The 15246-nt window shown below is 57.0% G+C and carries 12 protein-coding genes; 4 read left to right on the top strand and 8 right to left on the bottom strand.

The annotated features are described in order from the left end of the window. Window positions 1-97: 97 nt before the first annotated feature. Complete coding sequence (locus EI77_RS10760) at window positions 98-562, top strand: EVE domain-containing protein (protein ID WP_133795272.1); 465 nt, start codon at window positions 98-100, stop codon at window positions 560-562. Window positions 563-613: 51 nt separating this feature from the next. Here the strand turns inward: EI77_RS10760 and EI77_RS10755 are convergent, their stop codons facing one another. Both EI77_RS10755 and EI77_RS10750 read right to left on the bottom strand, forming a co-directional pair. Then, window positions 614-1183, bottom strand: a complete 570-nt coding sequence (locus EI77_RS10755; protein WP_133795271.1) for a hypothetical protein — start codon at window positions 1181-1183, stop codon at window positions 614-616. Window positions 1184-1218: 35 nt separating this feature from the next. Further along, window positions 1219-2688 (bottom strand): sulfatase family protein, encoded by a 1470-nt coding sequence (locus tag EI77_RS10750; protein WP_133795270.1) that lies wholly within the window; start codon window positions 2686-2688, stop codon window positions 1219-1221. A gap of 178 nt (window positions 2689-2866) precedes the next feature. On the opposite strand from EI77_RS10750, the gene EI77_RS10745 reads away from it, so the two are divergent. Continuing rightward, window positions 2867-4567 carry a TonB-dependent receptor gene (locus EI77_RS10745; protein WP_133795269.1) on the top strand — a complete coding sequence of 567 codons (1701 nt, stop codon included), beginning with the start codon at window positions 2867-2869 and terminating at the stop codon, window positions 4565-4567. 7 nt (window positions 4568-4574) lie between these two features. Here the strand turns inward: EI77_RS10745 and EI77_RS10740 are convergent, their stop codons facing one another. Both EI77_RS10740 and EI77_RS10735 read right to left on the bottom strand, forming a co-directional pair. Continuing rightward, window positions 4575-5231, bottom strand: coding sequence for an SDR family oxidoreductase (locus tag EI77_RS10740; RefSeq protein ID WP_133795268.1), 657 nt, complete (start codon window positions 5229-5231; stop codon window positions 4575-4577). A 64-nt stretch (window positions 5232-5295) separates the two neighbouring features. Beyond that, a complete protein-coding gene (locus tag EI77_RS10735; protein ID WP_166647181.1) occupies window positions 5296-6699 on the bottom strand; it encodes a S41 family peptidase in 1404 nt (467 codons plus the stop codon). Window positions 6700-6825: 126 nt separating this feature from the next. Between EI77_RS10735 and EI77_RS10730 the strand changes: the two genes are divergently transcribed. Further along, entirely contained in the window at window positions 6826-8151 is a 1326-nt protein-coding gene (locus tag EI77_RS10730; RefSeq protein ID WP_133795266.1) for a sulfite oxidase, read from the top strand. 3 nt (window positions 8152-8154) lie between these two features. Continuing rightward, window positions 8155-8580, top strand: a complete 426-nt coding sequence (locus EI77_RS10725; RefSeq protein ID WP_133795265.1) for a hypothetical protein — start codon at window positions 8155-8157, stop codon at window positions 8578-8580. 49 nt (window positions 8581-8629) lie between these two features. On the opposite strand, the gene EI77_RS10720 is transcribed toward EI77_RS10725, so the two are convergent. The 4 genes from EI77_RS10720 to EI77_RS10705 form a co-directional block, all read right to left on the bottom strand. Beyond that, window positions 8630-9946, bottom strand: coding sequence for a prenyltransferase/squalene oxidase repeat-containing protein (locus tag EI77_RS10720; protein ID WP_166647180.1), 1317 nt, complete (start codon window positions 9944-9946; stop codon window positions 8630-8632). A 110-nt stretch (window positions 9947-10056) separates the two neighbouring features. After that, the gene (locus tag EI77_RS10715; RefSeq protein ID WP_133795263.1) at window positions 10057-11478 is read right to left on the bottom strand and encodes a protein kinase domain-containing protein; all 1422 of its coding nucleotides are present in this window, start codon (window positions 11476-11478) and stop codon (window positions 10057-10059) included. A gap of 146 nt (window positions 11479-11624) precedes the next feature. After that, window positions 11625-13349 carry an NADPH-dependent assimilatory sulfite reductase hemoprotein subunit gene (locus EI77_RS10710; protein WP_133795262.1) on the bottom strand — a complete coding sequence of 575 codons (1725 nt, stop codon included), beginning with the start codon at window positions 13347-13349 and terminating at the stop codon, window positions 11625-11627. 34 nt (window positions 13350-13383) lie between these two features. Next, a complete protein-coding gene (locus EI77_RS10705) occupies window positions 13384-15153 on the bottom strand; it encodes a diflavin oxidoreductase (RefSeq protein WP_133795261.1) in 1770 nt (589 codons plus the stop codon). Window positions 15154-15246 lie beyond the last annotated feature (93 nt).

Raw genomic sequence — 15246 nt, 5'->3', positions numbered from 1 at the left:
CAGCCTTTTTCATAACCCCATCCTCTCAAGAACTGCCCCAGGCCGCATTTTCAGCATTCCCTTTTGCCGCCTCCGGTGTATCTCCTCATCCATCCTTATGCGCTACTGGCTGCTCAAAACCGAACCTGATGTGTTTTCCTTCGACGACCTCAAAAAGCGTCCGAAGAAAACCGAACCCTGGAACGGCGTACGCAACTACCAAGTGCGCAACATGATGCGGGACGAAATGGCCCTGGGCGACCTCGGCTTCTTCTACCACTCAAGTTGTCCCGTCCCTGGCATTGCAGGCATTGTCAAAATCGTCAAAGAAGCCTACCCGGACCACACCCAGTTCGATCCGTCCTCCGAATACTTCGATAAAGGCAGCAAGCCCGAGGAACCACGCTGGCTCATGGTGGATGTGAAGTGGGAAGCCGCCTTCAAGACCTTCGTCACCCTGGACATGCTGCGCGATGACCCTACCCTCGCCGACATGATCACCCTCCGCCGCGGCAACCGCCTCTCCATCACCTCCGTGGAGGAAAAGCACTGGAAAAAGATCTGCGAGATGGGCGGGCTTTAAGTACGGTGGACACTCCTGCCCGCCTTTGGTTTGGAGAGGCGTCGAAGCCCATCACTTCTCCACCACCACATCCTTCACACTCACCGTCCCGAAGCTAAAGCCAATGCTCAGATTCGTCTTGGGCCGGGCGAGGCTGGGATGTTCATAGGTCTCTTCAAAGTCTCCGATCTTCACCGTGGCCTTGGAACTTTTCAAAGTCACCACCACAGGCACCCAGTCGCCGGGTTTCAAAGGCGGACCTGGCTTACCCAGGCGGACAGATTTGTGATCCTTGGAATCCGGAGGAAAGGCGACCACTGACGTGCCTCTCTCACTGCTCACAAAACGGAAAATGTGCCCGTCCTCACCATTGGAGGTAAACACCACCGACTTCACCGCCGCATCTGCCTTGTAGCTGAAACGAAGGGTCGCATCTTCATACCCCAGATCATAAAAAATGATGGGGCCATGGTCCTTGTGCTTCTTATACAGTTCATCGTCCTGCGTGCAGCTGGCAGTATTCTCCGCAAACTTCCACTCCCCACGTGAAGCACGGCGAGCCTCCAGTTTAGGGCTGGAAAAATCATCTTTAAGCAGTGGAGCATCCGCAGCGCCAAGGCTTGAAGCGACAAGGAGAGACATTAAAATTCGTTTCATCATCTTTAGTTAGGTTGAATTTATGGAAGTTTCTTGGCGATACCGTCAAAGCCAGCGCGCACCGTCCCATCAGCATGGATCAGCGGCTCGGCCTTCGCCACCCGGCCCAGCGGACGTACCCCTGGTGCCTCCGCACCATCCAGCCCCAGGTCATCCTTCATCGCCTCGACCAGCGTCCGCAGGCGCTGCACCTCTTCGGGATGTTTTGCCGCGATGTTTTGCTCCTCCGCGATGTCCCGCCCCAGGTGATACAGCTCCCCCTTGTCCAGATGCAGCTTCCACGGTCCCGACCTCACTGCTTCCATCTTGAAGCCGCGATAGTAATAAAACACATCGTGTCCTTTTCCTCCCTCTGCTCCCATGAAGACAGGTGAGAGGTCCTTGCCGTCGATCTTCCGTTCCGGCAGCTTGCCACCTGCAAGGGAGACAAAGGTGGGCAACCAGTCCATGTGGCTGGTGATCTCTTCCGTCTGTGTACCCGGCTTGATCTTGCCGGGAGCCCAGACCACCGTACAAACACGGATCCCCCCTTCAAAGGTCTGTCCTTTGGAGCCACGCAGAGGCTTGTTGTTGGAGCCATGGTTCAGCGCTCCGCCATTGTCGCTGGTGAAGACCACCAGCGTATCCTTATCCAGTTTAAGTTCACGCAGCAGATCCAGCACCTGCCCCACGCATGAGTCCACCTCCTGCGCCCAGTCACCAATCAGTCCATTGGGCGATTTGCCCATGAAATTCTTAGCCGGATAAAGCGGGAAGTGTACCGCCGTGTGTGGCATGTAGATGAAGAAAGGACCGTCCTTGTTCTGGCGGATGATGTCGCAGACCTTGTCCGTGTACCTCTGGGTGACAGTGAACTGCTCTTCAGCCTTCACGCGCTCAATGACATTGTTGTTTTCCAAAAGCGGCAGCGGAGGCTGTGCGGCCCCCTTGAGTCCTGTCTCATCATTCACCGGTGCCGCTTTCTTTTTGGCCTGGCCTTTGGGCTCCGGCAGTGGCTTTCCGGGGTTGCTCTTGGAGCCGTCAGCAGGAGGCCCCATGTCATTGGAATAAGGGATGCCATAGTAGCTGTCGAACCCCTGGGCCGTAGGCAGAAACTCCGGCTGATCCCCCACATGCCACTTGCCCACACAGGCGGTCTTATACCCCGCCTCCTTCAGCACCTCTGCAATCGTCGTCTCATCGGGACTCAATCCCACCGCCGCCGCCGGGAAAAGCACATGCGGGATGGGCAGCACCCGCTTCGGATAACAGCCCGTCAGCAAAGACGCCCGCGATGGACTGCACACCGGCGCCGCATAATGACTCGTCAGCTTCATCCCCTCAGCCGCCATGCGGTCCAGATTCGGCGTCGCATTGCTGGAACCAAAAGGCCCAATGTCCGCATACCCAAGGTCATCAATATTGATGAGGATCAAGTTCGGCTTTTCAGCAGCAGGCACCGCCCACGGAGCCAGCAGCAGGGCGGAAAAAAGAAGACTTCGCAAAATCATGGTCTGCTCATGAACGACCCATACCCCCCTGCATTTCAAACAAATGCTTTGCCCTCAAATTCAGAGTCCCAGGAACGCAACGCCATTAAGTGTTTTTTTGACACAGTTTAGCGAAAACAGTTGCCTGCATGGCTGCTCAGGCTAAGCAAAACATGCCTTTTTACGGTGTCATTCTCTTATGCAGCTTCCCCCATCCCCCCTGAATTTTCTTCTGCTGCTTATCACCCTGTCGCTGCCCCTGGCTCCGCATGCCGCCGCTCAATCCGGTGCATCTCCCTCTCAAAATGCGGCCTTCATTCGTGAACTCCGGGCACGCGTCCCTGCCCTTTCACCCACTCCTGACCCACTGGGAACCGATCGTGAAAAACTGGAGGCAGGCAGGGAATACGCCTACCCTGAGTACTTTAGTGAAAGCATCGCTGCCGCCAGACGGTCAGAAAACGACTATTCCGATTATGTCGGCCAATACCAGACAGGGCGCTCCTATTTCAGCCCCTGGGTACGCGGTTATGAAGCACCCGCAAAGCAGGAGAACGGCGCATCCAAGTGGAGCTTGGGCACAGCGATGCAGTGGGAGGCAGAATACAACTCGCAAACCTTGGGGGGAGGCGATCTTTGGATTCTTTCCAGCTATCTCCTGCTGGACGGCACTTACCAGATTGACGCCAGCCAGAAGCTCACTCTCGCCGGCGGGATCGGCGTTAATTTACTAACCGAAGAGCGAGAATACATCTCTGACAGCCTCGCAACTGAACTGGGCCTCACCGTGCTTCCAGGAACCTCGCTGACGTATGACCTGGATCTGGGAGATGTCCATGTGACTCTCTATGACCGGCCCAGCCTCAGGACTAACCTTTCCACTCCCATTTTTCAAAACGACTTGGGGATCGCCATCAACTGGGCCTTCCGTCCGCAGTGGGACTGGACTCTCAACTACACTCTGACTACTGTACGCAGACTCTCTACACAACGCGGCAATGATTTTCTGGGCGTTGACTTTGGGGCTAATACTGACGCGACCCGTCACACCATCAACTCGACAGTCATTCACCAGATTAGCCAAAGTTGGTCGGCTGGATTTGAAGTCTCATACATCAATGATGACACTTCCGACGATTTCTGGCCTCTCCGCTCCTTAATGCAGGGCTGGAATGCCGGATTTTTGACGGTCTGGGAGATCAATACCCGCTCCTCTTTAAATTTGGCTGCCGGTTACCAAAAATTGGATTTTGACCGCCCGGATTATATCAACGGCTGGTTACCTTCTCTCGGCGCCATCTTGAGCTTGGCACCCCCTATTTATCTCAGCGCTCAAGATGTCTCAAAGCCCTATTATTCGCTAACCTACACCGCTAAAATCAACGACCGAATCGGGCATGAATTTGCCATGGGGTTTGAGTCAAATCTGGATCCCTATGCCAACGCCAACAGCTCTCATTACGTCAACTATGGGGTGACAGCACAGGTCTGGCGTGGAGGCCAGCTGACCGTGAGCAGCTATGCTGAGAACTCCCATGCTGACGATGAAGGCAATGGCGGAGGATTAAACTATGAGTCTGAGATGAGTCGTTATGGGATAGATCTTCATCTGTCACAGCAGATCACTCCCGCAGTCACAGTAGGAGCCGGATACAGCTACCGACAGCAGACGGTCGATAATCATGGCGACTTCGCTGAAGAAATCCAGCCAGCCGTTAACAATCCCCGTCTCCACCAACAGGGCCTCGGTGCCAATGTTAGTTATGCCATCAGCAGCAACATGCAGGTGCGGCTGGACTATCAGATGCTCGCCACGGATGGATCCGATTTCAATGGGATATCACCCGGCCAAACGAGCACACAACACAGGGTCGCAGTGAGCTTACGCCTTCAGTTTTGAGGTTGTTTTACGTCCACCGCCGCACCCGGCTGTCCAGCTGGAAGACCTGTCCGCTGACGTTTTGCATCGTGTGTAGAAACGCGATGAAACGCGCCGCATCCTCCACCGTGTTCAGTCTTCCCAGAGCATGGGCCGCTTCGATTTGGGGTCGCTGTTTCTCCAGCAAGGAACGGCTCATCTTGGTCTCCAGGAATCCGGGCAGCACACAGTTGGCGCGGATGTTCCGAGGACCGTATTCAGCCGCCAGACTTTGAGTAAGGGAGACTAGCCCGGCTTTCGCAGCCGCATAGTTTGCCTGCCCGGCAGGACCTGAAATGGCGCTGAAAGAGCCAATCGTGATGATGTGCCCCTGGCGCTGTTTAACCATGAGTTTCAAGGCTGCCTGGGCAGTCAGAAACGCTCCTTTGAGATGCACTTGAAGCACGTCATGAAAGTCACTTTCGGACATCTTCAACATCGAAGCATCCCGCAAGAATCCTGCATTGTGAACCAGCAGATCCAGCCGTGGTAGCGCGCCGATCACCGCCTGTACCTGCGCCTTGTCCGTGACATCCATTTCAACATGTGACGGCGCATGCACCATCCAGCCCTGGCTTTCCAGTTCTCGTTGAATAGCCTGGGCCAGATCCCCCGCACCGCCTGTGATAAGGGCCTGGGGAGCCATAGAGTGCGGATTCACGCCGGGACAATGAACGAAGGTTTGGCCTATCCTTGCTGTCGCAGATTCATCAAGGAGCATCTTTGGCAGGCAGTGCACGCGGCACATCAGGCGGAGCGATGGGCTTGGCCTTGGCCTGAAAGGTATCGAATACCAGCACTCCCTTCAAAGCATCCACGGCGCGTTCAAGTTGCTTATCGCCCAAGTTGGCGATCTCAATGGCTGCCGCTTCACCGGTGCCGTGGCTGTTGCGCCATTTGGCCACCTTCATTTCCTCATCCGTGGTGAGTACGGAAACAATGTTAGGCTCCACTCCATGCTCATGGATGGTCCGATGGCTGGGGGTATAGTATTTGGCCGTGGTGAGGCGCATGGCCGCGCCATTTTTCATCGGCAATATACTCTGGACAGAGCCTTTGCCAAAGCTGGTCGTACCGACCACAATAGCACGTTTCAGATCCTGCAAAGCTCCAGCTGTGATCTCCGCCGCACTGGCGCTGCCGTGATTGATCAATACGGCGATGGGATAACGGCGCGGCTTTTTACCCTCACGATTCGGTGTGCGATAAGGTGGCGGATTCTGCGAGGCTATACGGCCCTCCGTAGTGACCACAATGGTACCCTCTGGAAGGAATTCGCCGCATACAGCCACGGCACTGTCCAGCAGGCCGCCGGGGTTGTTCCGCAGGTCCAGGACAAAGGCCTGCATGCCTGCCTTCTCCAGCTCATCCAGCGAATCGCTCAGATCCTTGGTCGTGGAATGGGTATACTGGGAGATGCGGGCATAACCAACTTTATAATCCCCTGCCAGCTTCGGCACCAGCAGCATAGAATCATGCACGGATGTTTCCGTTAGGGTCTCTCGCACCAAGCTGAATTCCAGAAACTGACGAGTACCGGGGCGGCGCACTGTGAGCTTCATGGTATCCCCGGCTTTCCCTTGCAGAAGTTGGATAGCCTCAGCCACGCCGACGCTATCCGTCAGCACCTCGCCTATACGCACCATCTGGTCGCCCGCCAATACCCCCGCCCTGGAGGCAGGGCCATCTTCACGCACGGTGATGATGGTCAGCACACCTTCAATCAGGGAAACGGTGATGCCGACTCCTTCCGAGGTATCGCTCTGCTCCCGCTGCATGTCTTCGAACAGACTGGTGCCCATGTATTCGCAGTGTGGGTCCAGTCGGCGCAGCATACCCTCGAGCGCCCCTTCGACGAGTTCCTCATACGTGACTTTGGATTCATCCACATAGCTCTGGCGGATAGTTTCCATCGCCCGGGTGAGCAATTCCATCTGGCGATAGGCATCCTGTGGCGGCGGCTTCGGAGCAGGCAGCGGACTCTTTTCCACAGTCGGCTTCACGGGCTGATCAGCAGGAATGTTGGATCCTGGTGCAGGACTCCCCGCAGGGGTGGCAGCCTGAAGGCTGAAGCCTGCGGCCAAAAAAATGCTGGAGGCCAGAACGATACGCATGACAAAACAGTGCATCATGTGCGGACAAGTGACAGAGGAAAAATTCGGCCTGTTCATCGCTGTTCAAATCTCGGCTGCTGTCATCTTACCATTGAAAAAACGGCTCTCATAGGCGTTGTACTCCTGATGATAAATTCCTCTCCCAAGTCCCCTCGGCAACCGTCTGGAGTCCAGAGCGCCGCTGCCCAGGACAACGAACAGGTTTGTGGGGAAAAGGATACTTCCCTGAACCGCCGTGGGTTCCTGAGCCGGGTCAGCCTGGCCACCATGACCGCCGCCCTGGGTGCTGAGATTGTCTTTGGAGACAAGATGCCATCCGGCTTGGTTCCCGTAGCGCTGGCCCAGACCGCTGCCCCCCTCACCATTCCAGGAAAAGAAGGCCTGACCCTTTTCACTGACAGGCCACTTGTCGCCGAGACCCCGGCTCATTTGCTGGATGACGAAATCACCCCGGCCAAGCATCTCTTCATCCGCAACAACGGCCTGCCCCCATCCCTGGAGCAAACAGAACCAATCAAATGGACCCTCGAAATTTCCGGGGAAAGCTGTGAAAAACCCATCACGCTGACGCTCCAGGAACTGAAGGAAAAATTCGAGCACCACACCCTGCAAATAGTGCTGGAATGCGCCGGCAACGGCCGCAGCGAATTCAATCCGCCCGCCACCGGCACCCAATGGACCACAGGCGGTGTCGGCTGCCCGACCTGGACCGGAGTCCGCCTGCGGGATGTGCTGAAACACGCCGGCATCAAACCCGATGCCGTGTATGTCGGTTATTACGGGGCCGATTTCCATCTGTCCGGGGATCCTGCCAGACAACCCATCTCCCGTGGTGCTCCTATTCAAAAGGCCCTGGAGGATGAATCCATGATCGCCTTCGCCATGAATGGTGAGGACATCCCTTTTCAGAACGGTCATCCGCTGCGGCTGATCTTTGGCGGCTGGGCAGGATCCACCTGTGGCAAATGGCTCAAGCGCATCGTTATCCGTGATCGTGAGCATGACGGAGAGAAGATGACCGGTCACTCCTACCGCATGCCAAGGTATCCTGTGGCTCCGGGGACCAAGGTGCCAGAGGAAGACATGGATGTCATTGCCGCCATGCCGGTCAAGTCTCTCATCACCTTTCCCAAATCCGGCATCACCCATCCGGTGGGAGAGATCCTGAATGTGCGTGGGCATGCCTGGACGGGCGAGGGCGACATCCGTGAGGTTCATGTCTCCATGGATTTCGGCATCACCTGGCATAAAACAGAGTTGCGTCCCGCCGCCAACCGCTATGCCTGGCAGCACTGGTCCACCACGCTCAACCTGCCCAAAAAGGGCTACTATGAAATCTGGGCTCGCGCCCTGGATAGCCAGGGCCGCAGCCAGCCCATGGTACTGCCCGGCTGGAATCCAGAGGGTTACCTGAATAACACCTGCCATCGCATCGCCATTCAGGCCGTTTAAGCCATGAATACCGCCCTCTCGATCATAGTCGGTTCCCTTCTCTGCCTGCCTTTGGTCCAGGCAGAAGACACTATCCCCCTGGACCCGGTCACCGGTATGAAGATGGCGGGAGATTGGGAACTCGTGCGCAATCACTGCATCATCTGCCATTCCTCGCAGACCTTTCTCCGCCAACGGGCCACGGAGGCAAACTGGACCTCCGTGCTGGAATGGATGCAGAAGCATGGAGGACTTTGGAAACTCGAGGCAGATGTGGAAAAGAAGATCATCCGCTACCTCGCTACAAACTACGGTCCCGGCGATGCGACCAACTACCGACGCGCCCCCATTCCCGCCACCCTCATGCCGCCTAACCCCTATGCCAGCGAAGCCAGGATCGAAGCCGAGGCCAAGCAGCAGCAAGGTATCCTTCGTCCCGCCCAGCCATAAGGCTTGGAACGCATCCAATAGGATGCCGCCATAGCGCCTAAACGGGAACTCAAGGCACATTCGAATAGCGGTAAAAGACCTGGAGCTGCAGGGTGGAAAGTGCCTGTCGATAGACATCCGCGATGGCCGCGCTGGCAGGCCAATCGGCCTTGCCCAGTTTGAAGCTTCCATCTGGAAGTTGGGCGGAGAGCATCTCTGGCAGCCACTGCGCCTGATAGAAATTCCAGTGATCTCCCCCGGCATGAAAGAAAGCGGGGGTATATCCTGCCCAGCTATACAGGTTGCAGCGAGTATCCCAGTCCAAGGGTTCTTTTTCGAGGAAATCCCGCAGAAAACGGATGCCTTTGGATGCCTCTGCGCTGCTGTTGGTGCCTAAGGTCTGCACGCCCAAAATGGCTCCGCCTGAAAGATGCCACTGATTGTAATGAGCATCCTTGTTTTGATTGCCGAATCCTCCTTCCTTCGTCTGGACGGACTCCAGATATTCCACCACCTTTTTGATACCTTTATCCAAACCAGGGACTGGCAGAGCCGACTCCCGAGCGACTAGCAGAGACTGATGCAACCAATGGGTGAGCGATAGGTCTCCACGTTGGGAGACGGGTTCACCATCCGCCAACTGCTTGGTGAAATAATCCCATGAACCCTCCGCCCCCTGCCGAGCCAGAGTGATTTGCACTGCCTTTTGAAACGTTTCCTTCAAGCCGGGGATGACAGTTGTGCCCTTGTTTGTCAGCACATAAAGCTCCCCCAGCGCCGTGGTGGCCAGGGCATGCTCATAAGCTCCTACATTCGACTTGCTATCCGAGGCCAGGATGCCGTGGGTATCCGACTGCCCTTTCTGGATGAGATAAAGGGCCGCCTTCATCACGGTATCTCCATAGTTGGGTGAGTCTGGTGTTTCACAGTGTCCGGTGAAGCACTGCAACACGAAGGCCGTATGGCCAGTCATTGTTAATCGAAGTGCTCCCCAGGAGCCATCCGGGTTCTGCTGGGTTTTCAGCCAGGCCAGGGAGCGCTTCACCGCTTCCTCCACCTGCTCATTGCCCCCATGGGCCTTCAAGCGAGCGAGCCGTGCCTGGTCAGAGCAACGGCTGGCATAACGGGGAGGCAGGTTCTGGAGTGCAGGAACTAAAGACATATTCGGACCCGCAGCCTGCATGACTTTCCAACGTTCGGCGGCATAGGCCACATCAGCCGCATTGAGAGTACCGATCGGGATAGAGAACTCCTGTCCGTCTGCACGACGGAGTCGAAGCAACTTTGACGCAATGTCCACACCTAGCATTTCAGCCTGCAAAGTCTGGCCGCTGAGATTGGTCCAGGTGCGCATCTCCGCTAAGATTCCAGAGGGAAAGGTGCTCATTATCAAGAGGACCAAGGAAAGCAGGCGTCTTTTCATAAGCTTGATTTACCTAGACATTTTCACCAATAAACACCGCATAGTCAATCCATAAATCCTTGCCCCAGCCTGAGTTATTTAGATTTTCTGTCTGCTTGTACTTCACGATAACGCTGACGGAGGACCTTTAATGAGGCGGGTAGATTGGGTTCATCTACGGAGGGGACATCGCCACCGTTTTGGAGAAGCTGAAGCTCCCGCTGAAGGTGCGGAAGATCATCCAGGCGGACTTTTTCGAGGGCCTGATTAGCTGCTGTTTGAACGGCGGTCACATACTGGGAGCGCAAGTCTTCCATGGGATCCATGGGGGGTGCGGGCGGGGATACTGGCAGGGTAATGGGCTTTACCGTTGCAGGCGCAGTAGGAAGGGCTTCCACCGGTGGCAATGCCCCGAGGACAGCGGCCGGTATAGGTTTATCCTCCATCTCAATCTCTTCGACGCTGGCCATGGGCAAGGAGGTATCCTCTTCAAAGACGATCTTGTCCTTGAAGAGGAACAGCAAGATCAGGGCCCCGATACTGACGAGAGAAACCAGCATGTGCAGGCCGGTGCTGAAGGCCTTCCAGACAAAGGCATCCACCCGTTGGAAAAAGGTCGGCTGGTAGTGCCTCACCACGGGTTTTAACTGGCCGGGGGCCAGCTTCGGCGGAGGGGCGGCCTGGGGCATGGAGGAGGGTGCAGGTCCTGCCGGCTGACGGCTGCCTGGAGCAACGACCATCTTCGTGCGTGTGGTCGGCTCGCCTTTTTCCTGCTCACCCCGGAGGGCATCCTTCAAAGCTTCGGCGACGTCTTCAGCACGGGTGAACTGACGGCCGGACCCCGGTTCCAGGCAGCGACGGATGACAGTGGCAAAGGCTGGGGGAAGATCGCGCGAAAGTCGGCCATCAGCATCCGGGGCGCATTTGGCGAACATCCAATGAAGCGTATACCCCAAGGCGCGAATATCCCCGGTGAGGCTCCCGCGAAAAGGGGCCAGCCAGGACAGCTCTCCTGTGCTCTTTTGAACCATGCCGATGCCGGTAAGCTTGGCCTGGCCTTCCGGGCTGACCAGAATGGTCTGCGTGCTGAGCGTGCCATGTGGCATAGGCAGGTCATGGACGATTTGCAATGCCTCACAGACCTGAAGAGCCAGAGGAAAAGCGACCTTGGGCTTGAGTAGCCGTTCAGAGATCAAAGTATCAAGCAAGTCGCCATCCACATGTTCCCCTACCAAGTAAAACTGCCCTTGCGGAGTACGTCCGAAATCATATACCGCCGTGATGGACGGATGGACCAGGCGGGCACGCCGACGAAGACGGTCCAGGAGAGCATTGGCCAGATGTTCCTCTGGCGGGGGGATGACCTCAATGACCACCTGCCGGCCCAGTGCCGACTGTCGGCCCAAGTAAAGTGCCCCGTCCTGGTATACCTGGAGTTGCTCCTGCACCTCATACTGGGGCAGCCAGCGGCCAAGCTCCGTCACGGAGGGGAAATCATGGGCAGAAAGGTCAGACATGGACTCGCGGCGACAGCACGTTAGCACATAGGATAGCCTAAAAGGCCTGCGCAAGCCATGGCAGAATCACACCTTTTGCATGATCCCTGTAAAATAAAAAGCGGGGCTCCGCGAATGCGAAACCCCGCTATTTAATGGGCCTCTGGTTAGCTTTGCAGCGCCACGGCTTCGGGCTTGATGTTCTTATGGAAGTCGGGGCCCTGGATGGTCGCGGCGACGTAACCGGAGCGGATGACGAAGTCACCGAAGTGCTCACCATCGAGACGCTCCTTGGCATAGTGCTCGAGAATAGGATCCAGGAGCGGCTTGATGTCCTTGGAGGGAACGTCCTTGCGGAAGAGCTTGCTCAGGCGCTGGCCGGCGTGACCACCGCCGAGATAGACATTGTAACGATCCGGGCCAAAACCGACGAAGCCAATTTCGGAAATGAACGGGCGTCCGCAGCCATTGGGGCAGCCGGTCATGCGCATGGTGATGGAGTCATGACGCAGACCGACCTCTTCCAATTTCTCTTCAAGCTGGGTGACGATGGTTGGCAAGAAGCGTTCCGCCTCTGCCAGCGCCAGCGCACAGGTCGGCAGGGCGACGCAGGCGATGGTGGACAGGCGCAGGGCGCTCTGCTCGTGGCTTTTGGCCATGCCGTATTTTTCCAGAAGCGCTTCGATCTGTGAGCGCTTGGCCGGGGAGACCTTGGCGATCATGAGGTTCTGGTTCGCAGTCAGGCGGAAGTCACCATCATGGATTTTGGCGATCTCACGAAGGCCGGTGCGCATGGGGTATCCTTCGACATCAAGAACGCGGCCGCCTTCGACGAAGAGGGTATAGTGGGAATCGCCGGTTTCGTCTTCGACCCAGCCGAAGCGGTCACCGTTGTCATCGAACTTGTATTCGCGCACTGGGCCGAGCTCGTAGCCGAGGTATTCGTTCAGCTTGGCGAGGATCCAGGCGGGGCCGTGGTCATCCACCGTGTACTTGAAGCGGGAATGCTTGCGGTCGGTGCGGTCACCGAAATCACGCTGAACAAGGACGACTTTTTCAGCGACATCCACGACCTGTTCCTTGGTGCAGAAGCCGATGACATCGGCGATGCGGGGATAGGTGGCTTCATTGCCATGGGTGGAGCCCATGCCGCCGCCAACGGCGACGTTATAACCGACCAGTTTGCCGTCTTCGACAATGGCGATGAAGGAAAGGCAGTTGGCAAAGATATCCACATCGTTGCTCGGTGGCACGGCGATGGTGATCTTGAACTTACGCGGCAGGTAGGTCTTGCCGTAGATGGGCTCGACCTCCTCTTCCGTGCTCTGCACCTTTTCACCATCCAGCCAGATTTCGTGATAAGCACGGGTGGCAGGGGTGAGGTGGGCGGAGATATCCTTGGCTGCCTGGAGCACGTCGGCGTGCACGCTGGACAGATAAGGATTCGGATTGCACATGACGTTGCGGTTCACGTCACCGCAGGCGGCGATGGTGTCCATGGCGGCGTCATTGATCTCCTTGATCGTGCGCTTGAGGTTGGTCTTGATGATGCCGTGAAGCTGGAAGGCCTGGCGGGTGGTCAGCTTGATGGTGCCATTGGCATAAGTATCCGCCAAGTGGTCCGTCTGCAGCCATTGCTCCGAAGTGGCGACGCCACCTGGAACGCGGATGCGCAGCATGAAGGAGAAGGCCTTCTCCAGGCGGTGCTTGCGGCGGTCCGGACGCAGGTCGCGGTCGTCCTGCTGGTAGCTGCCGTGGAATTTGATCAACTGCTGGTCATCTTCGCAAAGGGAGCCGGTGGAAAGATCGGCGAGACCTTCGGCAATGGTGCCGCGCAGGTAGTTCGACCGGGTCTTGATGCCTTCATTGGCAGAGAGTTGCTTTTCGCTCATGGGGGTAAAGGGGGTGGGTTTGAGCTCCTTCAGATTAATATACGTCACGCTGGTAGCGGCGGGCTTTTTTAAGGTCCTCAAGATAGGACTCGGCGGCTTCGCGGGATTTGCCGCCCTGTTTTTCGACCACTGAGATCAGGGCTTCATTCACGTCATGGGCCATGCGGGTGGCATCGCCGCAGACGTAGAAGTGGGCACCTTCTTCCAGCCAGGCATAAAGCTCCTTGGCGCGCTCGATCATGCGCTGCTGCACGTAGATTTTCTCAGGCTGGTCACGGGAGAAGGCGACGTCCAGTTTCGTCAGCGATTTGCTGGCGAGATGGTCCTGCCATTCGGTCTGATACAGGAAGTCATAGGTGTAGCGCTGGTCGCCAAAGAAGAGCCAGGATTTACCCTTTTGCTCCAGAGCGGCGCGATGCTCGACAAAGGCGCGGAAAGGAGCCACGCCGGTGCCTGGGCCGACCATGATGATGGGGGTATCCCCGGAATCTGGCAGGCGGAAGTTTTTGTTCTGATTGGTATAAACCGGCACTTTGTCCCCAAGCTTCACGAGGTCTGCAAGGTAGGTGGAAGTGACGCCTTTGCGCTGACGGCCCACGGATTCATACCGCACGGAGGCGATGGTGAGGTGGACTTCATCCGGATGTGCCAGAGGGCTGGAAGCAATGGAATAAAGACGGGGTGGCAAAGGGCGCAGGATGGAAACGAGGGCCTCCGGGGACAGGCCTTTGGGGGCAAAGTCTTCGATGGCATCGACGATCCAGCGGCCGTGGAGATAATCCTTGAGCTTTTCTTTGGAAGCTTCTCCGAGGAGGGTAGCCAGCTTTTTGGATTTGGTGACTTCGTGCAGCTTGGTCAGGACAGGGCGGGACAGGGCGGTGATGTCCAGGTTTTCCTGCAAGGCGTAGTTGAGCGCCTTGGCACCGACATCGGGCACCTGCACGGTTTCGGAACCGGTCAGCTTGGCAGCTTTCATGAGGCCTTCGACCACATCTGGAGCATTGACCGGAATGACGCCGAGCGAATCCCCAGGCTCATAGGTGAGGCCGGAGCCTTCCAGGGAGAGTTCGTAGTGCCAAGTTTCCTTGGCGGTACCTTTGCCATTCAGCAGGACGCGCTCCTTGAGCTCGGCCGCGAAGGGATTGGCCTTGTCATGCTCCGTGGCGACAGGGATGGCAAAGCTGGTAAGTGCAGGTGCCGCAGCGGGAGCGGGAGCAGGACCGAAGGCAGCCAGAGCGCCGTCCAGCCAAGCGCGATGGGGCTTTTCATACTGCAGGTCGCAGTCCACACGAGCGTAGATGCGCTGGGCACCGAAGGCTTCCAGGCGAGCATCGAAGTCTTTGCCCATCTGGCAAAACTTCTCATAGGAGGTGTCTCCGAGAGAGCAGACGGAGAAACGCAGCTTGGGCAGGCTGAGCGTTTCGGACATGAAGGCCTTGTAGAAAGAGGTGGCGGTTTCCGGTGGTTCGCCATCACCCCAGGTGCTGATGATGACCAGGAGGTTTTCGATCTTGGTAAGATCAGCCGGCTTGATGTCGGCCATGTTTTTGACCGTGGGGATGAAACCGCGTTTTTTAGCCTCTTTGGCGGAGAGATCGGCGAGCTTCTCAGAGTTCCCGGACTCGGACCCGTAAAGGATGGTGAGCTTTAAGGCGGCAGCGGTCGGAACGGCGACGGCTGGAGCGGCATCCCCTGCGGACAAATAACCGGCGAGCCAGAAGCGCTGGGCAGGTGTGAAACTCGCGAGGAGGCCATCCAAGGCCCGGCGGAGGTCAGGTGAAAAGGGGGAGTGCTCAGGAAGCATTTCGGGGATATTTCGCAGGAGGGTGGGACTGAAAACCGTCACGCCAGGGCGTAGCGGGCAGACAAACTAGCCAAAATCAGGCTCTCGTCGAGT

Source organism: Prosthecobacter fusiformis (assembly GCF_004364345.1).
In the GTDB taxonomy this organism is placed as follows: domain Bacteria; phylum Verrucomicrobiota; class Verrucomicrobiia; order Verrucomicrobiales; family Verrucomicrobiaceae; genus Prosthecobacter; species Prosthecobacter fusiformis.
This window is presented reverse-complemented; position numbering and strand designations above follow the sequence as displayed.

Excerpts from the sequence above, each read along its gene's own strand:
- EI77_RS10755 (WP_133795271.1), bottom strand. The coding sequence starts at position 1,183 with ATGTCTCTCCTTGTCGCTTCAAGCCTTGGCGCTGCGGATGCTCCACTG.
- EI77_RS10705 (WP_133795261.1), bottom strand. The coding sequence starts at position 15,153 with ATGCTTCCTGAGCACTCCCCCTTTTCACCTGACCTCCGCCGGGCCTTG.
- EI77_RS10720 (WP_166647180.1), bottom strand. The coding sequence starts at position 9,946 with ATGAGCACCTTTCCCTCTGGAATCTTAGCGGAGATGCGCACCTGGACC.
- EI77_RS10735 (WP_166647181.1), bottom strand. The coding sequence starts at position 6,699 with ATGCGTATCGTTCTGGCCTCCAGCATTTTTTTGGCCGCAGGCTTCAGC.
- EI77_RS10725 (WP_133795265.1), top strand. The coding sequence starts at position 8,155 with ATGAATACCGCCCTCTCGATCATAGTCGGTTCCCTTCTCTGCCTGCCT.
- EI77_RS10715 (WP_133795263.1), bottom strand. The coding sequence starts at position 11,478 with ATGTCTGACCTTTCTGCCCATGATTTCCCCTCCGTGACGGAGCTTGGC.
- EI77_RS10730 (WP_133795266.1), top strand. The coding sequence starts at position 6,826 with ATGATAAATTCCTCTCCCAAGTCCCCTCGGCAACCGTCTGGAGTCCAG.
- EI77_RS10760 (WP_133795272.1), top strand. The coding sequence starts at position 98 with ATGCGCTACTGGCTGCTCAAAACCGAACCTGATGTGTTTTCCTTCGAC.
- EI77_RS10740 (WP_133795268.1), bottom strand. The coding sequence starts at position 5,231 with ATGGCTCCCCAGGCCCTTATCACAGGCGGTGCGGGGGATCTGGCCCAG.
- EI77_RS10710 (WP_133795262.1), bottom strand. The coding sequence starts at position 13,349 with ATGAGCGAAAAGCAACTCTCTGCCAATGAAGGCATCAAGACCCGGTCG.
- EI77_RS10750 (WP_133795270.1), bottom strand. The coding sequence starts at position 2,688 with ATGATTTTGCGAAGTCTTCTTTTTTCCGCCCTGCTGCTGGCTCCGTGG.
- EI77_RS10745 (WP_133795269.1), top strand. The coding sequence starts at position 2,867 with ATGCAGCTTCCCCCATCCCCCCTGAATTTTCTTCTGCTGCTTATCACC.